The organism is Pseudoalteromonas sp. H105 (genome assembly GCF_001469215.1).
Taxonomy (GTDB): domain Bacteria; phylum Pseudomonadota; class Gammaproteobacteria; order Enterobacterales; family Alteromonadaceae; genus Pseudoalteromonas.
The window spans coordinates 146141-173132 of the sequence record NZ_LOFH01000009.1; the positions used below are offsets into that span (position 1 = coordinate 146141).

General features: G+C 41.9%; 23 protein-coding genes. 18 read left to right on the forward strand and 5 right to left on the reverse strand.

Annotated features, from left to right (window positions below; genetic code table 11):
• The first annotated feature begins 31 nt into the window (after window positions 1-31).
• From tsf to lpxA, 12 genes are all read left to right on the forward strand, one after another.
• Window positions 32-883 carry a translation elongation factor Ts gene (gene tsf / locus ATS75_RS15340; protein WP_058561296.1) on the forward strand — a complete coding sequence of 284 codons (852 nt, stop codon included), beginning with the start codon at window positions 32-34 and terminating at the stop codon, window positions 881-883.
• A gap of 158 nt (window positions 884-1041) precedes the next feature.
• Window positions 1042-1791, forward strand: coding sequence for a UMP kinase (gene pyrH, locus ATS75_RS15345; protein ID WP_058561297.1), 750 nt, complete (start codon window positions 1042-1044; stop codon window positions 1789-1791).
• Between the two features lie 50 nt (window positions 1792-1841).
• Window positions 1842-2363 carry a ribosome recycling factor gene (gene frr, locus ATS75_RS15350; RefSeq protein ID WP_414858292.1) on the forward strand — a complete coding sequence of 174 codons (522 nt, stop codon included), beginning with the start codon at window positions 1842-1844 and terminating at the stop codon, window positions 2361-2363.
• A gap of 81 nt (window positions 2364-2444) precedes the next feature.
• Complete coding sequence (locus tag ATS75_RS15355) at window positions 2445-3224, forward strand: isoprenyl transferase (protein WP_058561299.1); 780 nt, start codon at window positions 2445-2447, stop codon at window positions 3222-3224.
• A gap of 16 nt (window positions 3225-3240) precedes the next feature.
• On the forward strand, window positions 3241-4107 hold the full coding sequence (locus tag ATS75_RS15360) for a phosphatidate cytidylyltransferase (RefSeq protein ID WP_058561300.1): 867 nt from the start codon (window positions 3241-3243) through the stop codon (window positions 4105-4107).
• Window positions 4104-5309, forward strand: a complete 1206-nt coding sequence (ispC, locus tag ATS75_RS15365) for a 1-deoxy-D-xylulose-5-phosphate reductoisomerase (protein WP_058561301.1) — start codon at window positions 4104-4106, stop codon at window positions 5307-5309. The genes ATS75_RS15360 and ispC overlap by 4 nt, the downstream gene beginning before the upstream one ends.
• A gap of 1 nt (window position 5310) precedes the next feature.
• Window positions 5311-6663 carry a sigma E protease regulator RseP gene (gene rseP, locus ATS75_RS15370; protein WP_058561302.1) on the forward strand — a complete coding sequence of 451 codons (1353 nt, stop codon included), beginning with the start codon at window positions 5311-5313 and terminating at the stop codon, window positions 6661-6663.
• A 96-nt stretch (window positions 6664-6759) separates the two neighbouring features.
• On the forward strand, window positions 6760-9231 hold the full coding sequence (gene bamA, locus ATS75_RS15375; protein ID WP_058561303.1) for an outer membrane protein assembly factor BamA: 2472 nt from the start codon (window positions 6760-6762) through the stop codon (window positions 9229-9231).
• Between the two features lie 11 nt (window positions 9232-9242).
• Entirely contained in the window at window positions 9243-9761 is a 519-nt protein-coding gene (locus ATS75_RS15380; protein ID WP_058561304.1) for an OmpH family outer membrane protein, read from the forward strand.
• Between the two features lie 7 nt (window positions 9762-9768).
• Window positions 9769-10809, forward strand: a complete 1041-nt coding sequence (gene lpxD / locus ATS75_RS15385) for a UDP-3-O-(3-hydroxymyristoyl)glucosamine N-acyltransferase (RefSeq protein ID WP_058561305.1) — start codon at window positions 9769-9771, stop codon at window positions 10807-10809.
• Between the two features lie 10 nt (window positions 10810-10819).
• On the forward strand, window positions 10820-11272 hold the full coding sequence (gene fabZ, locus ATS75_RS15390; RefSeq protein ID WP_058561338.1) for a 3-hydroxyacyl-ACP dehydratase FabZ: 453 nt from the start codon (window positions 10820-10822) through the stop codon (window positions 11270-11272).
• Window positions 11273-11274: 2 nt separating this feature from the next.
• Window positions 11275-12045, forward strand: coding sequence for an acyl-ACP--UDP-N-acetylglucosamine O-acyltransferase (gene lpxA / locus ATS75_RS15395; protein WP_058561306.1), 771 nt, complete (start codon window positions 11275-11277; stop codon window positions 12043-12045).
• Window positions 12046-12100: 55 nt separating this feature from the next.
• Here lpxA and cydC read toward each other — a convergent pair whose 3' ends face one another.
• Genes cydC through ATS75_RS15420 form a run of 5 tightly spaced genes read right to left on the reverse strand, consistent with a single transcriptional unit; the run spans window position 12101 to window position 18463 of the window.
• Window positions 12101-13834, reverse strand: a complete 1734-nt coding sequence (gene cydC / locus ATS75_RS15400) for a thiol reductant ABC exporter subunit CydC (protein WP_058561307.1) — start codon at window positions 13832-13834, stop codon at window positions 12101-12103.
• On the reverse strand, window positions 13827-15587 hold the full coding sequence (gene cydD, locus ATS75_RS15405) for a thiol reductant ABC exporter subunit CydD (RefSeq protein ID WP_058561308.1): 1761 nt from the start codon (window positions 15585-15587) through the stop codon (window positions 13827-13829). Before cydD ends, cydC begins: the two co-directional genes overlap by 8 nt.
• Window positions 15577-15729 (reverse strand): cytochrome bd-I oxidase subunit CydX, encoded by a 153-nt coding sequence (gene cydX, locus ATS75_RS15410; protein WP_058561309.1) that lies wholly within the window; start codon window positions 15727-15729, stop codon window positions 15577-15579. Before cydX ends, cydD begins: the two co-directional genes overlap by 11 nt.
• Before the next feature lie 11 nt (window positions 15730-15740).
• Complete coding sequence (cydB, locus tag ATS75_RS15415; RefSeq protein WP_058561310.1) at window positions 15741-16880, reverse strand: cytochrome d ubiquinol oxidase subunit II; 1140 nt, start codon at window positions 16878-16880, stop codon at window positions 15741-15743.
• A complete protein-coding gene (locus ATS75_RS15420) occupies window positions 16877-18463 on the reverse strand; it encodes a cytochrome ubiquinol oxidase subunit I (protein ID WP_058561311.1) in 1587 nt (528 codons plus the stop codon). The genes cydB and ATS75_RS15420 overlap by 4 nt, the downstream gene beginning before the upstream one ends.
• Window positions 18464-19034: 571 nt before the next feature.
• Between ATS75_RS15420 and lpxB the strand changes: the two genes are divergently transcribed.
• The 6 genes from lpxB to ATS75_RS15450 all read left to right on the forward strand — a co-directional run bounded on the left by lpxB (window position 19035) and on the right by ATS75_RS15450 (window position 26990).
• Window positions 19035-20192, forward strand: a complete 1158-nt coding sequence (lpxB, locus tag ATS75_RS15425; protein WP_058561312.1) for a lipid-A-disaccharide synthase — start codon at window positions 19035-19037, stop codon at window positions 20190-20192.
• On the forward strand, window positions 20182-20778 hold the full coding sequence (gene rnhB / locus ATS75_RS15430) for a ribonuclease HII (protein WP_058561313.1): 597 nt from the start codon (window positions 20182-20184) through the stop codon (window positions 20776-20778). Before lpxB ends, rnhB begins: the two co-directional genes overlap by 11 nt.
• Complete coding sequence (gene dnaE / locus ATS75_RS15435) at window positions 20778-24269, forward strand: DNA polymerase III subunit alpha (protein ID WP_058561314.1); 3492 nt, start codon at window positions 20778-20780, stop codon at window positions 24267-24269. Before rnhB ends, dnaE begins: the two co-directional genes overlap by 1 nt.
• A gap of 16 nt (window positions 24270-24285) precedes the next feature.
• Complete coding sequence (accA, locus tag ATS75_RS15440; protein ID WP_058561315.1) at window positions 24286-25242, forward strand: acetyl-CoA carboxylase carboxyl transferase subunit alpha; 957 nt, start codon at window positions 24286-24288, stop codon at window positions 25240-25242.
• Between the two features lie 99 nt (window positions 25243-25341).
• Window positions 25342-26655, forward strand: a complete 1314-nt coding sequence (tilS, locus tag ATS75_RS15445; RefSeq protein ID WP_058561316.1) for a tRNA lysidine(34) synthetase TilS — start codon at window positions 25342-25344, stop codon at window positions 26653-26655.
• Window positions 26652-26990, forward strand: a complete 339-nt coding sequence (locus ATS75_RS15450) for a hypothetical protein (RefSeq protein ID WP_058561317.1) — start codon at window positions 26652-26654, stop codon at window positions 26988-26990. The genes tilS and ATS75_RS15450 overlap by 4 nt, the downstream gene beginning before the upstream one ends.
• Window positions 26991-26992: the final 2 nt, after the last annotated feature.

A 26992-nucleotide genomic window follows, 5' to 3' on the forward strand; every position in this document is an offset into this window, starting at 1 on the left:
CTAACCTGAATTCAGATTTGAGGATTTACTAATGGCTGTAACTACTGCCCTAGTTAAAGAATTACGCGAGCGTACTGGCGCTGGCATGATGGATTGTAAAAAAGCGTTAACTGAGACTGATGGTGACATCGAGTTAGCGATTGAAAATATGCGTAAGAGCGGTGCTGCAAAGGCTGCTAAAAAAGCAGGTAACATTGCTGCTGAAGGTACTATCATCATCAAGCAAAACGCAGGTGTTGCAGTACTGGTAGAAGTTAACTGTCAAACTGACTTCGTAGCTAAAGATGTAAGCTTCTTAGCATTTGCTAACAAAGTTGCTGATGCTGCTATTGCTGACACAATTTCTATCGAAGACTTACAAGCTAAGTTCGAAGAAGACCGTGTTGAGCTTGTGACTAAGATTGGTGAAAACATCAATGTACGTCGTCTTCAGTACATCGCTGGTGAACAACTAGTTGAGTACCGTCACGGTGAGCGTATCGGTGTTGTTGTTGCAGGTGTTGCTGATGAAGAAACACTTAAGCACGTTGCAATGCACGTTGCTGCTTCAAACCCAGATTACTTAACGCCTGCAGATGTTCCTGCTGACGTTGTAGAAAAAGAAAAGCAAGTTCAAATCGATATCGCGATGAATGAAGGCAAGCCTGCTGAAATCGCTGAAAAGATGGTTATTGGTCGTATGAAGAAGTTCACTGGTGAGGTTTCGCTTACTGGTCAAGCTTTCATCATGGAACCTAAAAAGTCTGTTGGCGAAATTCTTAAAGAGAAAAACGCGACAGTTACTAGCTTCGTACGTATGGAAGTTGGTGCAGGTATCGAGAAGAAAGAAGAAGATTTTGCTGCTGAAGTTGCTGCACAAATTGCTGCTGCTAAAGGTCAGTAAGATTAACTATTCATGATGTGAAAGGAAAATACATGCAATTAAAGTACTATTTGCTTTTGCGTCATGCTTAGAAATTCTTTAAAATAACCGCGCTTTTATGTTTATCATAAGCGCGGTTATTTTTTATCCATAATTTAATAAAAGTTGGCCCCAATACTATGACTATCAATCGTAAACCTATTTTTAGACGTGTTCTTCTCAAATTAAGTGGTGAAGCTTTAATGGGAGATGAAGGCTTTGGCATCGATCCAAAAGTGCTTGATCGTATGGCGCAAGAAATTAAAGAGCTTGTAGAACTCGACGTAGAAGTGGGTTTAGTTATCGGTGGCGGTAACTTCTTACGTGGTGGCTCTCTTGCAGAAGCGGGTATGAACCGAGTTGTTGGTGACCATATGGGTATGCTCGCAACAGTTATGAACGGCCTTGCAATGCGTGATGCATTACACCGTGCATTTGTTAATTGTCGATTGATGTCTGCGATTCCATTAAATGGGGTGTGTGATGCATACAATTGGGCAGAAGCAATTAGCCTGTTAAAAACGGGTCGAGTAGTTATTTTTGCAGCAGGTACGGGTAACCCGTTCTTTACAACAGATTCAGCTGCATGTTTACGTGGCATCGAGATTGAAGCTGATACTGTGATAAAAGCAACAAAAGTAGATGGTGTATTTAGTGATGATCCGGTTAAAAACCCAGAAGCCACACTTTATCGTCACCTAAGCTACAATGAAATTATTGAAAAAGAATTAAAAGTAATGGATCTCGCTGCGTTTACTCTTGCACGTGACCATAATATGCCTTTGAGCGTATTTAATATGAATAAATCAGGCGCATTAAAGCGTGTTATTATGGGCGAAGAAGAAGGAACACTTATCTCTTCACAAGCCTCAGATGAAGTAACTAACTAGATTAGGATTGAACCGTGATTAACGATATTCAAAAAGATGCTGCAGAACGCATGCAGAAAAGTGTAACGGCACTTGGCAGTCAATTATCTAAAATTCGTACTGGTCGTGCTCACCCAGCACTTTTAGATGGCATAATGGTGTCATATTACGGTGCGCCAACACCGTTGAACCAAGTCGCGAATGTAACCATTGAAGATTCACGCACACTTGCACTGAGTGTTTTTGACAAGTCTCTAGCGCAAGCGGTAGAAAAAGCAATTATGGCATCTGACTTAGGCTTAAACCCTATGTCAGCGGGTGCGGTTATTCGCGTTCCACTTCCTCCATTGACTGAAGAGCGTCGTAAAGATTTAATTAAAATCGTACGTGGTGAAGTTGAAGGCGGCCGTGTTGCAGTGCGTAATATTCGCCGTGATGCAAACGGTGATGTTAAAAGCTTACTTAAAGATAAAGACATCTCTGAAGATGAAGCACGTCAAGCTGAAGATGCAATCCAAAAGCTGACTGACAAATTCATCAAAGAAATGGATACTCAACTGACAGCGAAAGAAGCTGAATTGATGGAAATCTAAGTCGCTAAATAACCTGAACCTAGGTTATGAAATTTATTAGTTTTGAAACGCCGTCTAGGGTATACTAGGCGGCGTTTTTTTATGGAATACTCGATATTTATGGTTCTTAACGCTGATAAAATTTCCCAGCAATGTTTACCCAAGCATGTCGCTATAATCATGGATGGCAATGGTCGTTGGGCGCAGGCTAAGAATAGGCCGCGTGTTTACGGACATAAAAAGGGTGTGGACGCGGTTCGTCAATCTGTACAGTTTTGTACTAAATTGGGAGTAGAGTCGCTGACTTTGTTTGCGTTTAGCAGTGAAAACTGGCAACGTCCTGAAGATGAAGTAAGCACATTAATGGAGCTATTCTTATTCGTGCTAAGCAAGGAAGTAAAAAAACTTCACAAAAACAATGTAAAATTAACCATTATTGGTGACTTATCACGCTTCTCTGACACTCTGCGTAGTAAAGTGGATGCAGCACATGCATTAACTGCTGATAATACAGGGCTGAAACTAAACGTCGCGGCCAATTATGGTGGCCGTTGGGATATAACAAATGCAGCTAAACAAATTGGTAAGCGAATAGCAGCAGGAGAGCTAGATCCCAACGATATTACTGAGCAAGATATTGCCTCGCAAATGAGTATGCACGATCAGGCAGAACCTGATTTGCTAATTCGAACCGGGGGAGACTTGCGCATTAGTAACTTTTTATTATGGCAAGCAGCTTATGCTGAGCTTTATTTTACCGATACGCTTTGGCCAGACTTCAATGAAGCTGCTTTTGCTGATGCTATCGCCTGCTACGTTGCCAGAGAGCGACGATTTGGTTGTACCGGCGAACAAATAAAACAATTACTCGCCGAAACCTAATTAAAAGGGTAACACTTTGCTAAAACAACGAATTTTAACTTCTTTAGTGTTAGCGCCTTTGGCGCTGTTATTAGTTTTTTATACACCACTAACTTTATTCAGCTACATTGCTGGCGCCATTGTTTTAATCGGGGCTTGGGAGTGGTCTGCCTTTATGGGGTTATGCGATAAGCTTAAACGTTTTGCTTTTGTCGTATTTATTGCGCTTTTACTTGCACTTTTGAATTGGCATTGGCCCATAGAGTCGTTATGGATTGATGGTCAGCTCGTGGGGGATGCAAATTATATTTTCACGCTGTCATTCTCTTGGTGGGTTGTTGCTACATACTTAGTGTGGCGTTATCCAGCAATGGCTAAAGCGTGGAACGATGGAATTGTTATGCGAGCAATCGCGGGTATTTTAACTTTAGTGCCATTGTGGCTTGCGCTTAATACGCTCAGAAGTGCTAATTACTTAGAATCCACCCATTTTGGTTCTATATTGATACTCGTCGTCCTTGGTATTGTTTGGAGTGCTGATATTGGCGCTTATTTTACAGGTAAGAATTTTGGCAAGCATAAGCTTATGCCAAAAGTGAGCCCTAACAAAACGATTGAAGGTCTAGCTGGTGGCGTTATTGCCGCAGTCACTTTTGTACTGGTCTTCTGCCATTTTAGTGATGTTGATATGGCTGTTTGGCCTATATACGCTGTCATGACTATTTTTATTGCTTTATTTTCTGCAATTGGCGACCTGTTAGAGAGCATGTTTAAACGTGAAGCAGGCTTAAAAGACAGTGGTTCATGTTTACCTGGACACGGTGGTATATTAGATCGGTTAGACAGTTTAACCGCTGCGGCACCTATTTTTGTATTGTGTTATGCATGGACACTGAGTCTATGAATTGTAGGCAAAAGCTAGTAATTCTAGGCGCGACTGGATCGATTGGTACTAGCACATTAGATGTTATTGCCAGAAACAAAAGCCAGTTTGAAGTGTTTGCCCTTACCGCTGGTGGAAACGCCAAGTCTATGGCTCAGCTGTGCCTTGCTCATAATCCGGTCTTTGCGGTTATGGCTTCCGATAGCGCCGCTGAGCAATTAAAACAGTTTCTTTTGGGTACCGGGTGCAAAACAGTCATTCGAAGCGGTAGTGATGCGATGAGTGAGCTTGCCGCTCACCCTAGTGTTGACGCTGTGATGTCAGCCATTGTGGGCGCAGCAGGACTTATTCCAACCTTAAGCGCAGTAGAAGCTGGCAAAAAAGTACTGCTTGCAAATAAAGAGTCCCTTGTAATGTCAGGGCAGTTGTTTATTGATAAAGTAAAACAACATAAGGCGACACTTTTACCGATTGACAGTGAGCATAATGCTATTTTTCAGTGCTTACCCAGCGCTCTACAAGGGTCTAAGACGACGGATAAAATTTCCGAGCATGGTGTCAGTAAAATTTTACTGACAGGGTCTGGTGGTCCTTTTTTAACGCGTGATATCGAAACGTTGTCAACAGTCACTATCGCAGAGGCTGTTGCACATCCTAATTGGTCTATGGGGCAGAAAATTTCCGTAGATTCTGCAACGATGATGAACAAAGGCTTAGAGTTTATTGAAGCAAAGTGGTTATTTAACTGTGCTGCTAATGATATTGAAGTGGTTATTCACCCTCAAAGTATTATACATTCGATGGTGCAGTATCAAGATGGTTCTGTGCTTGCGCAAATGGGGAACCCAGACATGCGCACGCCTATTGCTCACGCACTTGCCTATCCGCAGCGCATTGATGCAGGCGTTAAACCGCTGGACTTTTCTCAAATAGCTGATTTCACTTTTACGACCCCCGATTTTTCTCGTTATCCAAATTTGAAGTTGGCCATCACAGCATGCGAAGCAGGCCAAGGAGCAACAACAACGGTTAATGCAGCCAATGAGGTTGCTGTTGCGGCCTTCTTAAAGGGGGAAATTGCGTTCACGGATATTTACCGTGTAAATTCACAAACACTGGATGCAACTAGCGATGTGAACGTCCACACCTTAGATGAAATTTTAATGTGTGATAAATTAGCCCGAGAGCAAGCGGTACAACAAATACGTAAGGTACAACGTTGATATGTTCGATTTCTTTTGGAATTTAGGTTCCTTTATTCTAGCACTGGGTATTTTAGTAACCGTTCACGAATACGGCCATTTTTGGGTTGCGCGTAAAGCAGGGGTTAAAGTCCTGCGTTTTTCAATTGGTTTTGGTAAACCATTGTTAAAGTGGCACGATAAGCTTGGCACAGAGTATGTCATTGCAGCTATTCCTTTGGGAGGTTATGTCAAAATGCTCGATGAGCGTGTTGATGATGTGCCTGAATCTGAGCGTCACCTTTCATTTAATGCAAAGTCTGTTCAAGCGCGTATTGCCATTGTTGCAGCAGGCCCTATGGCAAACTTTATTTTCGCCATTGTTGCCTTAGCAGTCATGTATTTAATCGGTGTGCAATCAATAAAGCCAGTAGTGGGTACGGTACAAGAGGGCAGTCGAGCCGAACTTGCTGGTATTGCACCTAACCAACAAATTATTAAAATTGGTAATGATGATATAGCCACGTGGCAAGACGCGACATTTGCGTTAATGGCAAGCCTTGGTGATGAACGTGTTGATGTGACCGTTCGCACTAATGAGTACCTTGAGCAAGTTAAAACCATTAATATTGATGGTTGGAAGTTAGACCAACAAGATGTGCCTCCTTTGGCATCACTGGGAATTGTGCCGTTTAGGCCAGATGCAACGCTAGAAGTTGCAGCAATCACTAAAAACTCAGCGGCTTCAATGGCTGATTTGAGGGTGGGTGATAAAATTGTGATGGTGGATGGCGAAACAATAGCCAGTTGGCAGCAATTAGTTAATCTTATTCAGCAATCAGCTAACAAATCTTTACAATTTAGTGTAAAAAGACAAGATAGTATGGTGTTGTTAACTGTAACTCCTCAAGGGAGAGCAATAGGCAACGGTGTACAACAAGGATTTTTAGGTGTTGCGCCAGTTGTTGAACAATGGCCAGATGGCTACGTAGAGACTAGACATTACGGTCCACTGGATAGTATTGTGCTCGGCGTAAAAGAAACATGGCGTTTAATTAGTTTAAGTTTTGATATGATCGGTAATTTAATTACAGGTCAAGTATCCGTTAAGAATTTAAGTGGTCCCGTGGGGATTGCTGTCGGCGCAGGAACCAGCGTAAGCTATGGTTTTGTTGCCTTTTTAAGCTTTTTAGCATTAATAAGTGTTAACTTGGGTGTATTTAATTTATTACCCTTACCAGTACTTGATGGTGGGCACTTAATGTATTACATAATTGAACTTTTCCGTAAAAAGCCAGTCTCTGAAAAGACACAAGAATTTGGTTTTAAAGTGGGAGCCTTGCTACTCATTTTTCTAACATGTTTCGCTTTGTTCAATGATGTATCGCGATTATAGAATGGCGACAGTCTCGAATTAAAAAACACGATTGTAAAACACTGCTTTAATGTGGTGTTGAGCGGTAATACAGTTGTAAAGGATAAAGATAATAAAATGGCTATAAAAAAACATTTGGCAGTAACAAGTTTATTAGGGGCAAGTTTTGCAGCCCTTGGCCAAAACTCCTTTATTGTTGACGATTTAAAAGTTGAAGGTTTACAGCGTGTAGCACTGGGTGCTGCATTAACGCATATTCCAATCAATGTCGGTGACAGTGTAGATGACTATACAATTTCAAAAACAATTAAGTCGTTGTATAGCTCAGGTCACTTTGACAACATAAAAGCATTACGAGATGGCAACAATGTTATTTTTAAAGTAACAGAGCGCCCGACGATCAGTTTTATCGAATTTGATGGCAATAAAGATATTAAGGACGAGCAGTTAACTCAGTCTTTAGAGCAGCAGGATATTCGCCAAGGTGAACCGCTAGACAAAACAGTGGTTGATAATATTGAGAAAGGCTTAATTGAGTTTTTTCATAGTATTGGTAAATACAATGCAAAAATCGATATTAGCATCACAAAGTTGCCACGAAACCGCGTTAAATTGAAATTAGAGTTTGACGAAGGTGATGCTGCTTCAATTCGCCAAATTAACTTAGTGGGTAATGAACTATTCCCTGATGAAGAGTTATTAGCACTTGCTGAGTCACAGCAAGATTTACCTTGGTGGCAGTTTATGGGTAGCGATCGTTACCAAAAACAAACCATTGAAGGTGACTTAGAAAATATTCGTAGTTATTACTTAGATCGTGGCTATCTTCGCTTTAATATCGATTCGACTCAAGTATCTGTCAGTCCAGAACGTGAATCTGTTTATGTTACGGCTAACATCACAGAAGGTGTCAAATATAAAGTAAAAGGCTTTGATTTCATCGGTGACTTGCTTGGGCGTGAAGAATTAATCAAAAGCGTAATCCCACTTCGAGCAGGAGAGCTTTACAATGGTTCAGTGGTCACATCGTCTGAAGAGTTTATCAAAAGCTACTTAGCCCGCTTTGGTTATGCTAACGCTGAAGTGCGTACGATTCCTGAGATTGATGATGAAAGCAAAGAAGTACAACTAACATTATCGGTTAACCCAGGTAAGCGTGTTTATGTACGACGTATTATTGTCGGTGGTAACCAAAATACCTCAGATGAAGTATTACGCCGTGAAATGACGCAGCTCGAAGGTGCGTGGCTTTCAAACCAAAATCTAGAGCGTTCTAAATTGCAAATTCAACGTTTACCTTATATGGAAACAGTTGACTTTAATATAGTGCCAGTCCCTGGTGTAGATGACCAAGTGGACGTTGACTTTAATGTTAAAGAGCAATCCGCCGGTAGCTTTAATGCAGGACTTGCGTATGGTTCTTACCTTGGTTTGCAGTTTAATATTGGTGTAACTGAGTCAAACTTCTTAGGAACGGGTAACCAAATTGGTTTTAATATCAATACGTCACGTGGTTCTGAGCGTGTAAGCCTATCATACACAGACCCTTATTTTACGCCTGATGGTGTATCACAAGGTAGCAGCATATTTTACAGTAACTATGATGCAAGTAAGTTTAGTCTTATCGATTATAAATCGAAGAGCTACGGTATTGGTACAAATGTTGGTTTCCCAATCGATGCCGTTAATCGTGTGAATTTTGGTGTTAAATGGATTCAAGAAGAGCTCTCTGAAATTGCTGAATATGAGCAAACACGCGTTATGCGTGAAACCTTCTTAGACCCAGAGAACCCAGATGCAGGCTTTGACTTTACCAAGTATGAGTTAAGCGTAGGTTGGTCACGTATAACGGTAAACCGCGGTTTATTCCCAACAGCAGGTTCACGTCAAACACTTAATTTAACAGGCACTACGCCTAACTCTGATTTAACTTACTTTAAGCTAAATTATGATTCGCGTTTTTATTGGCCTATTAGTGATGATCATCGTTGGGTGTTTTCAACGCGTGCGGCACTTGGCTACGGCAATGGTTATGGTGAAACGAACGGTTACGACCAAACATTACCATTCCAAGAGTACTTCCGTATTACAGAAATGGAATTACGTGGTTTTGACCGTAATACAATTCTACCTCGTGCAGTATCTAGAACACCAAAATTAATTCCGGGCACCCCATTGCCAGATGGCACACCGACTGGCAGTATAGGCGGCGCATCAGAGTTTGACGTACTAAATACACAAGGTCGAATTGGTGGTAATGCGAAAGCGGTTGCGGGTATGGAGTTAATTGTACCGACGCCATTCTTAGATGAAGAGAACACGAGTTCTGTGCGTACTAGTTTCTTCGTTGACGCTGCAAATGTGTGGGATACAGAATTTAATGTGGATCGTTATCAGAATTTAGGGCCGGATGAGCGTGCTAAATTAGAGGACTACTCAGATCCTGCACGTTTTAGAGTATCAACAGGTTTATCATTACAATGGGTTTCACCTATGGGCCCAATGCTGATTAGTTTTGCGTATCCATTGCAACAAGAAGAAGATGACGATACGAAGACCATCAGTTTTAATATTAGTAATACATTCTAAAGGAGTTTTTTGTGAAGAAATCATTTAAATCATCGGCAATTGCCTTATTAGCCACACTTATGATGGGTACTTCAGCGAGTGCATTTGCTCATAAAGTTGGTATTGTAGATATGCAAGAAATCTACAAGCAAATTCCTCAAATGGCTAAAGTAGAGCAAACTTTACAAGCTGAATTTGCTGAACGTCGCCAAGAAATTGAGAAGCTTCAAGGTGATATCCGTTTTGAAGCGGAGAAATTTAAACGTGAAAGCACAACAATGAGCCAAGCGCAAAAAGACGCGCTTCGCGAAAAAGTTGAGGGTATGCAAAAAAACCTTGCAGAAAAAGGTCGTCCTTTAGAGCAAGAAATTAAAATGCGTCAAAATCAGGAATTAGCTAAAGTACAAAAGCTTATTATCGATGCAATCCAAACAGTTGCTAAAGATGGCAAGTATGATGAAGTTAAAGTAAAAGACACTACTGTCTACTTTAACCCTAAGACAGTTTCTGATTTATCAGAAAAAGTTGTTGAAAAAGTAAGTAAACAATAGAAGAAATATGCAAAATTATACGCTTTCGCAGATTGCGGAACTTCTTGGCGCTGAACTCGATGGGGACGGCGCTATAGAAATCTCAAAAATAGCGACACTTGCAAATGCCCAGTCTGGGCATATTGCATTTTTAGCGAACAAGAAATATCGCCCGCAATTGGATAATACACATGCCAGTGCGGTGATATTATCTGCAGCAGATGCCTCTTATTATCAGGGAAATAAGCTTATTGCAGCTAACCCCTATAATAGCTATGCACAGCTTGCTCAGATAATGGATACTACGCCTACATCAGCAGCAACAGGTATACACCCCAGCGCAGTTGTTCATCCTGAGGCGCAGGTTGCTGATTCGGCATCTGTTGGTGCCAATGTGGTGATTGAAGCGGGGGCACAGATTGCTGATAATGTGCAAATAGGTGCTAATTGCTTTATCGGTGCGATGGCTAAAATAGGCTGCAACACTAAACTGTGGTCGAATGTATCTATTTATCACGATGTTGAAATTGGCGAAAATTGTCTATTTCAAGCAAGCTCAATCATAGGTAGCGATGGTTTTGGTTATGCGAATGATAAAGGGCAGTGGATAAAAATACCTCAAATCGGTACTGTTGTTATAGGCGATAATGTTGAAATTGGTGCCGGAGTTACGATTGACCGTGGTGCGCTAGATAACACAATAATTCATAGTAATGTGATTATCGACAATCAAGTGCATTTAGCACATAACGTAGAGATCGGTTCGGGGACGGCTATTGCCGCCTGCACAGTAATCGCGGGTAGTACAACAGTAGGTAAAAATTGCCAATTTGCAGGGCTTGTAGGCATAAATGGTCACATTGATATATGTGATGGTGTTATACTTACCGGTATGAGTATGGTAACTAAGTCAATTAAAGAGCCTGGTATCTATTCTTCTGGTATGCCGCACTCAACCAATAAAGAGTGGCGTCGTAATATTGCTCATTTGCGTAATTTACCAGAGATGAAAGACCGCCTTAAAGCACTAGAGACTTTGACTCAGTCATTAAATGTTGATAATCAATAAGGATGCTATTTTGGCAAACGAATTAAATAGCTTAGATATACAAGAAATATTGAGCTTACTGCCGCACCGTTACCCTATGTTATTAGTGGACAGAGTGCTTGATCACACGCCAGGCGAGTCACTACACGCCATAAAGAATGTAAGCGTGAATGAACCTATATTTACTGGTCATTTTCCAAATCAGCCAATTTTTCCAGGTGTTCTTATTTTAGAGGCTATGGCACAAGCCACAGGCCTACTCGGATTCAAAACGGTTGAAAATCGCAGTGAAAACGAGCTTTACTTATTTGCCGCAATTGATAACGCTCGATTTAAACAACCGGTTGTTCCTGGCGATACTATGCATTTACATGTACAGTTTTTAAAAGAGCGCCGCAATATATGGAAATTTGCAGCAGAAGCTAAAGTTGATGGTAAGGTAGTGTGTACTGCTGAAATCATGTGTGCGAGAAGAGAGCTTTAATTGTGATCCATCCTACAGCGATAATCGAATCAGGTGCGAAGTTAGGCAATAACGTATCAGTTGGCCCTTACAGCTACATTGGTAACGATGTAGTCATAGGTGATAATTGTATTATTGAATCTCATGTGGTTGTTAAAGGGCCTTCTACTATTGGCTCTGGCAACCATATTTTTCAATTTGCTTCAGTAGGTGAAGCCTGCCAAGATAAAAAATACAATAACGAACCAACAACACTTATTATCGGTGATAATAATGTTATTCGTGAATGTGCCACAATACACCGCGGTACGATTCAAGACCAAGGTATTACTAAAATTGGTAGTAATAACTTATTTATGGCGTATACCCATGTTGCGCATGATGCGGTAATTGGTGATAACGTTATTTTTGCAAATAATGCCTCGGTTGCAGGCCATGTTCATGTTGGTGATTGGGTTATTCTTGCTGGTAACTCGGGTGTTCATCAGTTTTGTAAAATTGGTGCGCATGCGTTTGTGGGTATGTATTCTGGAATTAACAAAGATGTGCCACCATTTGTAACGACAATTGGCACACCCGCAGGCCCTGTGGCTATTAATACTGAAGGCATGAAGCGTCGAGGCTTTGACAGTGATGAAGTGATGGCGACACGCCGTGCTTACAAAACACTGTATCGTAAAAGTTTGGGTGTTGAAGAGGCTATCGCTGCATTAAGTGAAGATGCGGCTAAATACCCAGCAGTTCAGCTAATGGTTGATTTTGTAAAAAGCTCTGAGCGTGGCATTATTCGTTAATTACACCGCTTAATAAAAAACCACCGCTTTGTAATAATCGGTGGTTTTTTTATGTTTAAAATCGTGTCACTAAAGACACGTAGTCTATTTCACTTTCAAGTAGGGCGCTGTGTGTATCGACAGCTCTTACAGCTCCTTCCTCCAGCCATATTACTTTATCCATTGAGTCCAACAATGCGGGGTCATGTGTAATGGTGATAATTGTTTTATCGGCCATGACACTCATTATCGTATTGATCACTTCGTGTTTAGTGTGGTTATCTAGGCTTTCAGTTGGTTCATCTAAAATCATAATAGGGCTATTGCGAAGTAAAGCTTGTGCAATGGCTATGCGCCTTGCTTGCCCTTGTGACACTGCACGTCCTGCTGTCCCTAAGCGTGTATTTAAGCCAGAAGATAATTGCGATAGCCATAGACCTAATTGCGCTTGTTCACACGCCTTTAAAAGCATTTCATCAGTCGCATCGGGCTGCGCGTAGCGTAAGTTTTCAGCTAAAGAGCCATCAAATATATGGTGATGTTGTGCAAGTATGGTCAGTAAGTCAAAGCGGTTATCGGTTGATAGGGTACTAATATCAACATCACCTTCACGTGTGTGCAGTTTTATCTGTCCACTTTGCGTTGGCCAAAGCCCTGTTAATAAATTGATTAACGTACTCTTTCCACTGCCACTGGGGCCCACTAATGCGACTTTTTGCTTTGCTGAAATAGTGATACTAACTTTTTTCAGAGCGTGAATTTGTTCATTATAGCGATAATCAATATGAGTAAATGAGACACCTAAAGGCTGCTTTTCAACACTCATCGTTGTGGTGACAGGCGCTGATGTCAATTTATCCTCTAATTCAAAAATACGCGACGCAGCGCTGAGGGTATTAGGGAGCTGTATGAACGCGTTAGGTAGATTAAGAACGGTCTCAAAGCTTGCCAACACAAATAAGCTCATCATAGCTAGCTCGACATGAGCCACTTGGTTGCTGCTGATAAGTGGGATTAAAATCACAACACTCGCTAGCATTGTCAATTGTGTGATTAGTAAAGTGAGGCCATTACTGTTTGCAAGTGCACAATGGCGTTTATGTAATTGCTGGTTATACACTTTACTTGAGTGATCGCATGTTGCTAGCATTTTAGCTGAGGCTTGGAAGAGCATTAGTTCTCGCGAACCTTGTAAGGTGTCTGATAACTGTGCCCTTAACAGGGCTGATTGTTCTCGCTCTTGTATTGCTGTTTTACTAAACTTTATGCCTAAGTAAGTGGGTACTATCATGCCCACGATCATTAATGCGGTAAAACAGACAAGGGCAACATTAGGGTTGTATGCATTCATGAATAGCATGACGACGGGTATAGCAAATATGGCAACGATAATCGGCAACAAAACATGTAAGTAGAACGTGTCTAGTGCATCGACATCATTTTGCATTCTATTAACTAAATCAGCACTGCGACTCATCGCTAAGTCAACATTATTTAACTGACTGAGTGTTTTAAATACATGAGTTCTAATGTCACTTAACAGTAAAAACGTGGCATTATGCGTGATGAGCCGTTCGCCATAGCGAGAAGCGGTTCTTACAATGGCTAAAAACCGAATGACACCGGCAGGCGTAAAGTAATTCATATGGACAGATGCAATACCCGCCGCGGCCATTGAAGCCAAAAACCACCCGGATATTGCAAGTAAGCCGACATTAGCTAAAACGGTTAGGGTCGATAAAAAAGCACCAAGCAGTAGCATACCGATGTGGGGCCTACAGAGTTTCAATAAACGAATAAAGTTAGCCATGTTGAGCACCTGCGTTGAGAAGTTGCCAGAACGTGCCTTTTTCTTTATTAAGCTGTTTGTAGCTACCCTGTTCGATGATGTGGCCGTGTTGCATCACAAAAATGTTGTCTGCTTTACTAACGGTATTTAACCTGTGGGCAATAACGAGAACGAGGCTGTGTTTTGCATAGTCAGTGATCGCCTTACTTATTAGCTGTTCAGTTTGACTATCAAGGTGTGCACTAGGTTCATCTAGCATCAGGATAGGTGCATCCTTTAAAAATGCACGTGCCAGTGCGATACGCTGTTTTTGTCCACCAGAGAGGCCTTCACCTTGTTCACCGAGAAGTGTATCGAACCCTTGAGGTAATGCCTGAATAAACTCAAGTGCCCCCGCTTTGGCGGCAGCGTGCTCCAGTTGTGTATGTGTCGCTTTGGCATTAGCTAGGCGTAAATTGTCAGCAACACTCATGTAAAATAAAGTCGGTTTTTGTGGGATCCAGGCTATATTTTGCAGCCAGCTCTGGTTTTCATAATGAGATAGGGGGGTGTCATTGATAAAAATATGTGTATTTGCTTGATGATGAAAGCCAAGTAAGCAATCAAATAAGGTGCTTTTACCTGCGCCACTGTCGCCCACAAATGCAAACAACCCTCTTTCAGGTAAGCTGATATTTATATCGGATATCCCTTCTTTACTATCGGGGTATAAAAAGCTTAACTGCTTAGCACTAATATTATTTATGGGTAATGGGACTGGTTTTTTTTGCGCAGAGGGGAGTTGTTCTTCTGCGTTTATTATGTCAATCATATCTGCCGCTGCGCTAATACCTTCTAAGCGAGCATGATAATGGGTGCCCATTTGACGCAAGGGTAAATAAAACTCAGGGGCTAGCAGCAGGACTACAAAGCCGGTAGCAAAATCAAGTGTGCCAAAAAATAATCTAAAGCCAATAATTACCGCCACTAAAGCGACGCTAATGGTGGCAAAAAACTCTAACGCGAATGCAGATAGAAATGCGACTTTGAGTACGCTCATTGTCGAGGAGCGAAAATCATCAGAGATTTTTGCTATGTGCGCTAGCTCAGTGCGAGTTGCGTTAAATAGTTTTAATTGTGTTAAGCCTTGCACTCGGTCTAAAAAGTAATTCCCCAAAACAGATAGCTGCTGCCAGCGTTGTTGGTTTAGCTCTTCTGCTTTGTGGCCTACTAAAATCATAAAAAAGGGGATTAGGGGCGCAGTCAGTAAAAAGATCAAGCCTGCTTTGTAATCTGTTGGAAAAATAACAATGAGGATCGCAAAGGGGATGAGCGCGCTATATGCAATGCTCGGCAAGTAGCTCGCGTAGTATTGGTGCAGTGCTTCAACACCGTCATGCAACGTGTTTAACATCGCACCTTGGCCTTTACTTTCAATGTACGCGGGCCCTAAACGGTTTAACTTAGCGAGCAATGTTTGGCGCATCGAAGATTTGATCTTTTGCGCAGCATAGTGGCTTAATCGTTCGCTTAGCGCTAAAAATAGAGCCCTTAATAGTATAAGCCCAGCCAAAGGCCATAATAGAAAACTGACCTCATTCATAGCTTTGCTTTCAAACATGACAAGGTGTGCCGCATTAGCCAGTAAATAGCAGGACGCTATCATCAGCACCGCGTTGAGTGTGCCAAATGCAATGCTTGTTTTTAATAAACGGGCACCACTTTGACTGTGGTGCTTTAAGAATGCGCGCAGTTTAGTTTGCTGCGCGCGATCTGGGCGATGTTTAGTTGTCATCTTGGCGTTTAAGTTTTTCATGTAATGCTAATTCATCATCAGCAATGCTGTCTTTATGTTGCTGAAATTCGTACCACATGACATTGATCACGCCTAAGGTACACGCGAGTAAAACACCGAGTATCCATGCGAAATACCACATATTGAGTCTCCTTAATAACTGCCATGAGTGTTGTTTTTAATTTCAGATTGTGTGACTTTACGCCACATTTTTACGTAGCACCAAGTCGTGTAACACAAAATCAAGGGAACAAAAATGGTCGCTGCTATAAACATTACATTTAATGTCATATGGCTAGATACAGCGTCCCACATTGTTAAGCTTATATTTGGGTTATTAATAGAGGGCATTACAAATGGAAACATCGCACTGCCTGCTGTCATAATAACGCCAATTAGCATTGTGCTCGTTGTGACTAATGCCAACGCCGGTTTGTTTAGCTTAGATAGTATAATGGCTAAGATTGCTGATACAAAAGCCAGCACAGGGAATACCATGGTGAGTGGCATTTTACTGTAATTATCAAGCCATGCACCAGGTGCTGTTGTAACCACTTTGCCAAGTGGATTTGCATAGCTTTGTGTATCTGGCATTGAAACAATTTGATACCCATCCATCTTTGTTACCCAAAAGCCAGCCACGGCAAAAAGGGTAATAAAAACAATTAATGCGTAACGACCAAATTTAGCTGAGCGAATAGAGACTTCAGCGTCTGTTCTTAGTTGTAACCACATGCCAGCATGACCAACCAGCATAGTAATGCTTACTAATCCTGCAATGAGGGCGAAGGGATTAAGCAAAGCGAAGAATGACCCTTGATAGGTCGTACGTAATAAGTTGTCGATATCAAAAGGGACCCCTTGCAGCACATTACCAAACGCGACACCAAACACCAATGCGGGTACGAAACTGCCTATGAGCAAAGCCCAGTCCCAGTTATTGCGCCATTTTGCTGATTCTAGTTTCGATCGGTAGTCAAAGGCGAGTGGGCGTAAAAACAATGCAAATAACACGAGCATCATCGCAAAGTAAAAGCCAGAGAATGCAGCTGCGTAAACCATTGGCCAAGCAGCAAACAAGGCACCCCCAGCGGTGATGAACCAAACTTGGTTGCCATCCCAATGAGCTCCAATGGTGTTGATTACAGTGCGTCTTTCTAAATCGGTTTTACCAACGAGGCGAAGAAGTATAGCCACGCCCATATCCATTCCATCGGTAATAGCAAAGCCAATCAAGAGAACACCAATCAATAGCCACCAAATAAATTTTAGTGTCTCGTAATCAAAAATCATGATGTTACCCCTTGAATTGTTGCTTGTTCTTTTTGTTCAAGTTCAAAGTGATATTTACCTGTGTGCAGCGAACTTGGCCCGAGCTTTATAAACTTGAGCATTAACCAACCTTCGATAGCGGCTAAGCAAATATAAAAAATCACAAACGCAGTAATGGTGAAAAGTAAGTCATTCACAGTTAACGACGAGGTCGCTAAAAATGTCGGCAAGACCTCTGATATTGCCCAAGGCTGGCGGCCATACTCAGCAACAATCCAACCAAATTCAATGGCAATCCAAGGCAGAGGAATGCTCCAAACGGCCGCTTTGAGTAGCCAGCGTTTTTGTTCAATGACACGATGAGCGTTATAGTAGAAAGAAAGAACGAATACAACGAGCATAATCATGCCGCAGCCAACCATAATTCTAAACGACCAAAACATAGGGCCAACCCGTGGAAAAGAGTCTTTCACTGCTTTTTGAATATGCTCCTCTGTTGCATCCACCACGTTTGGGGTATAGCGTTTGAGCAATAAGCCATAACCTAGGTCATTTTTTAAAGTATCAAATTTGGCAATATTCGCAGGGGTATCTTCGCCATTTCTCAATTTTTCAAGGTATTTATAGGCTATCATGCCGTTTCTAATACGGACTTCGTGTTTCTTTTCTAAATCGTTGATACCGATGACTTGCTCGTCCAATGAACGAGTTGCAATAATACCTAATGCATACGGTATTTTAATTGCACCGTGGGTGACTTGTTCGTCTGAATCGGGAAAACCAAGTGCTGTAAATGCAGCAGGGGCTTCTTCGGTATGCCACTCGGCTTCAATGGTCGCCAATTTTACTTTTTGCACTTCACCGACTTCGTAGCCTGATTCATCACCCAGCAAAATGACGCACAAGATTGATGCTAAACCAAAACCAGACGCAACTGAAAATGAACGTTTGGCGAATGCTAAATCGCGTCCTTTTAAAATATACCAGCTACTAATACCAAGGACGAACATGGATGCAGCAACATAACCTGCCGACACGGTGTGAATAAACTTAACTTGTGCAACGGGGTTAAATACAAGCTCAGCAAAACTGGTCATTTCCATGCGCATTGTTTGATAATTAAATTCTGCACCGACTGGGTTTTGCATCCATCCATTCGCGACGAGTATCCAAAGTGCAGACAAGTTGGTGCCAATAGCCATCAAGAACGTGACACCTAAATGCTGTCGTTTAGTTAGTCGTTGCCAACCAAGAAAAAACATGCCCACAAACGTCGACTCTAAAAAGAAAGCCATTAAGCCCTCAATTGCCAGTGGAGCACCAAATACATCGCCGACATAGTGTGAATAGTACGACCAATTGGTGCCAAACTCGAACTCCATGGTTAAGCCTGTAGCCACACCAACCGCAAAGTTAATCCCAAATAATTTACCCCAGAATTTAGTCATGTCTCGGTATATTTCACGGCCAGTCATTACATACACCGACTCCATGATCACTAAAATCCACGTCATGCCTAATGTTAAGGGGACGAAGATAAAGTGAAAGAGGGCGGTGATCGCAAATTGCAATCGCGATAGATCGACAAACGCTTCATCTATCATGTGTGCTCCTTAAAAAGTGAGTAGCTTGTGTATTTATGTTTCAGAAATTACTGAAAGTTTAATTATTGTTCATTAAAAAACAATCGTTGTCAACATATATTAGAAAAACTTAATATATAATAGACGCTATTTCACATTTATAAAAATACACATTCGTTTAGCGTCTGTTGACCTTTTAAGGTTAAGTTTGCAGCAGTCTGTTTGGTCTTTCGGCAACGCTGCACCTATGTGGTGTGGTTATTCCCCATAAATAGTCGATAATTCAGCATCAATGGCAAACAGGCGCTGTCTTTCGTGTTTTGCCTAGGGGCGATTTACTCTTTGTTGCTACCATGGATGATGGTAAGGGGCGTGAGCAGGAGGCTCAAGCTTTGCTCGGTTTTGCTTGGCCCACTAGGTTACACACCTCGTGCCGCGATTAAATCGCCCCTAGTTTGAACAAATCTCAATCCGCAAAGGTCAGCAGACCCTAGGTACCTATATAAAATGGTGCCCTTAAACGTTTATTGAAATCTTAAAACACGGTAAACTGCTTACATGTTCCTTTGAGCCACATGCGAAATAAATTTACATGAATAATGAGACGCAGCCATTGCGAATAGCTATTGTTGTTGGAGAGCTTTCAGGTGATATCCTAGGCGAGGGCTTAATCAATGCGTTAAAAAAGCGTTTTCCCAATGCCATTTTTGAAGGGATTGCAGGGCCTAAAATGCAGGCGCAGGGATGTAAAAGCCTATTTGATATGGAAGACCTTGCCGTTATGGGCTTGGTTGAAGTGTTAGGACGTTTACCTCGATTATTAAAGATTCGTAAACAACTCATTCAGCACCTACTCGATAACCCGCCAGATATATACATTGGTATTGATGCACCGGATTTTAATCTGCGTATTGAAAAGCCTTTAAAAGATGCCGGTATTAAAACCGTACAGTATGTTAGCCCGTCAGTGTGGGCGTGGCGTGAAAAACGTATTCATAAAATCAGTGCCGCAACCAATATGGTGCTTGCTCTACTGCCATTTGAAAAAGCTTTTTATGATAAGCACAACGTTCCTTGCACTTTTGTAGGTCATACACTTGCTGATGACATTGCATTCGAACATGACGACAGTGCTGCCCGTTTACAGCTTGGTTTAAGTAATGATGATAAAGTATTGGCATTGTTACCCGGTAGTCGTGGTTCAGAAGTCGGTTTATTAAGTGAGACCTATATTCAAACAGCAGCCGAGTTACAAGCTAAAAACCCTCACTTGAAAATTGTTGTGCCTTTGGTAAATGAAAAACGAAAAGCGCAATTTAGTGAAATTTTAGCAGCCACCGCACCCTCGCTTAAAATACAGCTGCTTGATGGGCAATCTAACCTTGCGATGCAAGCCGCAGATGCTATTTTGATAGCCTCAGGTACGGCGACATTAGAGGGCATGTTGTATAAGAAACCCATGGTCGTCGGGTATAAAATTAAACCGATGAGTTATTGGATATTTAAAACATTATTCACTTTTAATATTAAATATTTTTCTTTACCTAACTTATTGGCCGATGAAGAACTCGTCCCTGAATTTATGCAAAAAGACTGCAATGTTCAAAACTTAACACAGGCTCTTGATCCCATGCTCAACGGCGACAATCGTGAATTAAAAGCGCGCTTTTTAGCCATTCATCAGCAAATACGTTTAAATGCCAGCGAGCAAGCCGCGGCGGCAGTAGCGGAGTTACTAAATGCAAATTGAACGACCTAACCTAACCTTTATCGCCGGTGTTGATGAAGTTGGCCGTGGCCCATTGGTTGGTGACGTAGTTACCGCAGCGGTAATACTGGATCCAAGTAAACCCATAGATGGACTTGCAGATTCAAAAAAGCTGACTGATAAGAAACGCCAAGCACTCGCTATTGAGATAAAAGAAAAAGCACTGTGTTGGTCAATAGGGCGGTGTAGCCCTATTGAAATCGATGAGCTTAATATTTTACATGCAACCATGCTGGCAATGAGCCGTGCTGTTGAAGGCTTGACTATCACGCCTGAGTTTGTGTTTGTTGATGGGAATCGACTACCTAACCTAAACATGCCAGCACAAGCCGTGGTAAAGGGCGATAGCCTTGTAGCTGAAATTTCAGCAGCCTCTATATTAGCCAAAGTAGCGCGTGACGATGAAATGGTTGAGCTTGATAAGCGTTACCCTCAATACGGGTTTGCTGGGCATAAGGGTTACCCTACCAAAGCTCATTTTGCGGCACTTGAGCAATACGGTGCAATAGATGAACATCGTAAAAGTTTTAAACCAGTACAACGTGTACTGGCCATGCAGGAGCAATAATGGCAGCGCCAGATTTTGTACATTTACGCGTTCATTCTGACTTTTCAATGGTGGATGGTTTAGCTAAAACCAAACCGATTGTTGCTAAAGCACAAGAATTACAATTACCTGCATTGGCTATTACAGACCAAATGAACTTATGTGGTTTAGTGCGTTTTTATGATACTGCACATAACGCAGGCATAAAACCAATTGTCGGTGCTGATTTTTGGTTGCATAGCCCAGAATTTCCTGAAGAGCCGTGCCGACTTGTTCTCTTAGCGAAAGATAATACAGGGTATAAAAACCTCACCTTATTAATCTCCAAGGCATATCAGCGCGGGCATTTATTTCATCGTCCAGTGATTGAGCGTGATTGGTTGGTGGAGCACAAAGAAGGCCTTATTTTGCTCTCTGGTGCGAAAGATGGTGATTTAGGTAAAGCGCTTTTAAAAGGTAATGTGGGGACAATTGAATCAGTTGTTAGCTTTTACAAGCAGCATTTTAGCGACCATTACTACATTGAGCTTATTCGTACTCTACGTACACAAGAAGAAGAATACCTGCATTTAGCTGTAGAGCTTGCCGAAGCTGAACAGTTACCTGTTGTTGCAACGAATGAAGTGGTATTTCTAAAACCTGAAAATTTTGAAGCGCATGAAATACGCGTTGCTATTTTTGATGGCTATACCCTGGATGATAAACGTCGCCCGAAACGCTTTTCAGAAGAGCAATACCTCAAAACGCCACAGCAGATGGCTGATCTGTTTAGTGATATTCCAGAAGCGTTACATAACAGTGTCGAAATAGCGAAGCGTTGTAATGTCACAGTGCAACTGGGCACATATTTTTTACCAGATTATCCCACTGGCTCATTAAACATTGAAGACTTCTTAGTTAAAGTATCGCAAGATGGTTTAGAAGAACGACTGCAGTTTTTATTTCCAGATGAAAATGACCGCAAAGAAAAGCGAGTCGAGTACGATGAGCGTTTGAAAATAGAGCTCGACGTTATTAACCAAATGGGTTTCCCTGGTTACTTCTTGATCGTAATGGAATTTATTCAGTGGAGTAAGGATAACAATATCCCTGTTGGGCCTGGACGTGGTTCAGGTGCGGGTTCACTGGTCGCTTATGCACTTAAAATCACCGATCTTGATCCGCTCGAGTTTGACCTACTTTTCGAACGCTTCTTAAACCCTGAACGTATTTCAATGCCGGATTTCGATGTCGATTTTTGCATGGATAGGCGTGATGAAGTTATAGATCATGTATCAGCCCTATACGGGCGTGATGCGGTATCGCAGATCATTACGTTTGGTACCATGGCAGCGAAAGCCGTAATACGAGATGTAGGGCGTGTACTTGGCCATCCATATGGTTTTGTTGACCGGATTTCAAAACTAATACCCGGCGATCCGGGCATGACACTAGCTAAAGCCTTTGATGTTGAACCGCGTTTGCAAGAAGCTTACGATGGCGACTCTGAAGTTAAAGATCTCATCGACATGTGTCGTATTCTTGAAGGGTGTACACGTAACGCTGGTAAACACGCGGGTGGTGTTGTTATTTCGCCAACCACCATTACTGATTTTGCGGCACTTTATTGTGATGATGAGGGTAAATTTCCAGTTACCCAGTTTGATAAAAATGACGTTGAAACTGCAGGTCTAGTTAAGTTTGACTTCTTGGGTTTGCGAACGCTCACTATTTTACAGTGGGCAATTGACATGACCAATGAGCGGTTAACGCGTGAAGGCAAAGAATCGGTTGATATTAATGCGATCCCACTGGATGACAGAAAGAGTATCGAATTACTTCTGCGTGCAGAGACAACCGCGGTGTTCCAGCTAGAATCTCGGGGTATGAAAGATTTGATCAGGCGGCTAAAACCTGACTGCTTTGAAGATATGATTGCATTGGTGGCCTTGTTTCGTCCTGGTCCTCTTCAATCGGGCATGGTTGATAACTTTATCGACCGAAAGCTCGGCCGCGAAGAAATATCATACCCAGACGCACAATACCAACATGAAAGTTTAAAGCCTATTCTCGAACCCACTTACGGCATAATCTTGTATCAAGAGCAGGTAATGCAAATCGCTCAGGTATTGGCGGGTTATACGCTTGGCGGGGCGGATATGCTTCGTCGTGCAATGGGTAAGAAAAAGCCAGAAGAAATGGCTAAGCAACGTTCGACATTTGAAGATGGCGCAAGAAATAACGGCATTGACGGCGAACTAGCTATTAAAATCTTCGATTTGGTAGAGAAGTTCGCAGGTTATGGTTTTAATAAATCGCACTCTGCAGCCTATGCACTAGTGTCGTACCAAACGTTATGGATGAAAACCCATTACCCTGCTGAGTTTATGGCCGCGGTTATGTCGGCGGATATGGATAACACCGATAAAATCGTAATTTTGGTGGATGAATGTGAAAACATGAAACTCACCTTATTACCGCCTGATGTAAACGCGGGGGAGTTTAAGTTTACTGTAAATAAGCAAGGCGAAATTGTTTACGGCATAGGGGCTATTAAAGGCGTAGGTGAAGCACCGGTTGATGCAATTTTAGAGGCGCGCAGTGAAGGTGGGCCGTTCAAAGACTTATTTGATTTTTGCGCCCGAGTTGACTTAAAGCGTTTAAATAAACGAGTCACAGAGAAGTTAATTTACGCCGGGGCATTGGATCAACTTGGTCCAGATAAAAGCCAACCTGGGCGCGCAATACTATTAGCGAGCCTTAAAGATGCGATGCGCGCCGCTGATCAACATAATAAAGCGGAGTCTCTTGGTCAAACGGATTTGTTTGGGCTACTTGCCACAGAGCCAGATGAAGTAGAGCAGGCGTTTATAAAAGCCACCCCATTGACTGATAACCAATGGTTAGACGGTGAAAAAGAAACGCTGGGCCTTTATTTAACAGGTCACCCGATTAACCAATATCGCAGAGAGCTTAAGCATTACACCACAGGCCGTTTAGTGGACTTACAGCCAACTAATCGTGATGTCCAATCAACGGCTGCAGGCCTTGTTATTGCAGCCCGTACATTAGTAAATAAGAAGGGAAATCGTTGGGGGCTTATAACTTTAGATGACAAGAGTGCCCGTATTGATGTACGCTTATTCCCAGAACAGTTTGAAATGTACCAAGATATGCTGCAAATCAACAATATCTTGGTAATATCTGGACAGGTCAGCTTTGATAACTTCTCCGGTGGCATTACAATGACCGCTAGAGACATATGCACCATAGCTCAAGCGCGCGAAAAGCGTATAAAAGCGATTAAAATGACGCTGAACATGGTGCAAATCGAGGCGAACTTCTTCGATAATTTACAAAAAGTACTTGAACCTTATAAGTTTGGTACATGTCCAATTAGGGTTTTCTATCAACGTCCAGATGCGTTGGCTGAATTAACCCTAGGTACAGAATGGTGTGTTACGCCTAGCGATGACTTAATTCATAAGTTATCGCTGATGGCGGCGCAAGATGTAGAACTAGAATTTAACTAATTAGGTAGTTTAGAGCATGAGCCTCAATTATCTTGATTTTGAGCTTCCGATCGCAGAATTAGAAGCAAAAATTGAAGAGTTACAAAATATAAGCCGCGCTGGCGAATTAGACCTTGAGTTAGAAGAGGAAGTCAGCCGATTAAAAGAGAAAAGTGCCCAACAAAAAGAGGAAATATTCTCTAAGTTAGGTGCTTGGCAGGTTTCTCAGTTAGCCCGTCATCCGTTGCGTCCTTATACTCGAGATTATATCGAGCGTATTTTTACGGAATTTGATGAACTAGCCGGTGATCGTACTTTTGCAAATGACCCCGCGATTCTTGGCGGTGTTGCGCGATTTGAAGGCCAACCAGTGATGGTTATCGGTCAACAAAAAGGCCGTGATACAGCTGAAAAAATTAAGCGTAATTTTGGTATGCCAAAGCCAGAAGGTTACCGTAAAGCACTTCGCTTAATGGAAATGGCTGAGCGTTTTAAAATGCCTATCATGACCTTTATCGATACGCCGGGTGCATACCCAGGTGTTGGTGCTGAAGAGCGTGGTCAATCAGAAGCTATTGCACGTAACTTAAAAGTAATGGCTGCACTTAAGGTGCCAACTATTTGTACGGTTATTGGTGAAGGTGGTTCGGGTGGTGCATTAGCGATTGGTGTTGGCGACCGCGTTAACATGTTGCAATACAGTACTTACTCTGTGATTTCACCTGAAGGGTGTGCGTCAATTCTTTGGAAAAGTGCTGATAAAGCGCCACTCGCTGCAGAAGCGATGGGTGTAACAGCAGCACGTGTTAAAGAGCTTGATTTGATCAACAGCTTAGTTGAAGAGCCTTTAGGTGGTGCACATCGTAATTACGATGCAATGGCACGTAACCTTAAAAACCAACTAAAACGTGACCTTGCAGACCTACAAGCGTTATCGCTTGATGAAATGCTTGATCAACGTTATAAACGTTTGATGTCGTTTGGTTATTGCTAAAATAATCTGAATGATAAAAAGAAGCCGCTTTAGCGGCTTTTTTGTTTTAAACTGTTTGTCAGCTAGATGCTAATCAATTATTACTTTGCGGTTTAATACATGCATTCAACACCTTTATATCAACAAGTAAAAAATACCCTTACTCCGTTTGTCGATGATAACCAAACATCGTTTACAGTCGCACTCTCTGGTGGAGTGGATTCGGTGGTGTTATTGCATGTCATGCATGAAATGAAACGTGAAATACCCACACTTCAACTGAAAGCTGTTTACGTGAATCACGGGTTAAGTCATTATGCCGATGATTGGCAGCAGTTCTGTGCTAAGTTGTGCCTGCAACTAAACGTGCCATTCCACGCAGCATCTGTGGTTATTGAGCAACGTTCACGCACTAGTTTAGAAGCGCAAGCTCGTGATGCGCGCTATTTAGCGTTAGATAAATACAGTGCCAAGGGCAGTGTTATTTTATTGGGCCAGCATTTGAATGATCAGCTTGAGACTTTTTTACTGCGCCTTAAGCGTGGCTCAGGTTTAAAGGGGTTAGCGTCTATGCGACAAACCCGCATACTCAAAAGCGGTCGTGTTTGCTTTAGGCCCCTACTTAATATTACACGTTCAGTAATCGAGTCATTTGCAAAAGCGTTTTCGCTTGAACATATTACTGATGATTCAAATACCGATGAACGTTTTGATCGTAATTTTATTCGTCAAAAAGTTGTGCCTGTTTTATCGGATAAATTTACAGGTTTTGAAAAAAGCGCATCACGCAGCATTTCGCTACTGCAGCAGCAGCAAGATTTACTTGATGAATATATTCAGCAAGATTTAGCTCAATGCCAAAATGAATCTCAGGGTTTAAGCTGTAATGAGCTTGCTATTTACAATGCTGCGCGCCGAGCAAATGTATTGCGCGCATGGCTTGAGCAATTTACGACCTTAATGCCATCACAAAAACAGACCGAGCAAATACTAAACCAAGGTATGAATGCGCAACTCGATGCTCAGTTAACAATACAATTAAAAGAAGGACGCATACATCGTCATCAAGGCTTTTTGTATTTTGTAATGCTGACAGAGCAACCACCACTAGTTGTAACAGCACAATCCGATAACACGTTTATCCTTAGTAATGGTAGGAGTATCATTTTTAGCAAAGGCAAAGGGATAAGACCTCCGCATGGCGATGAGTGTGTCACAGTGAAATTTGATTGCCCAAAGGCGAAAATTAAACCGTTAAATAAGCCGGGTCACAATACGCTAAAGCATTGGTTTAAAGACGCTAAAGTCGCACCTTGGTTGCGTGCAAATGTGCCTCTGGTTTTTTATAATGATGAATTAGTTCAAGTTGTAGGGTTGTTCGTTAGTGCAAAACATGCATCAGATGATGGTGTTTTTTGGGAGATTGATAGATGAATTCACAACCGCATGTCGGTTTATCGTTAGTTAATAAAGCGCCTTTAGGCCTGTTAGTTACAGCGCTAATAGCGGTGATTGCGCACTTAGTTTTTGAACCAAATGTACTGACCTTATTATACTCGTTCGTGGGTGGTTTAGTCTGTGGAATGACCTTGATTGCTTACTGGTTGGGAAGGGGGGGAGCCTTTTTTATTATTGGTGTAAGTATTCCTCTTGTTTTAATCGTACTCACGCCCTTGGCGACAATGGCCGCTTTACTTTATTTGATTAGTGGTTTCTTCTTTGGGTTTTGTTTTTCGCTGTTGATTTATAAGTTAATGAGTAAGCGATAATA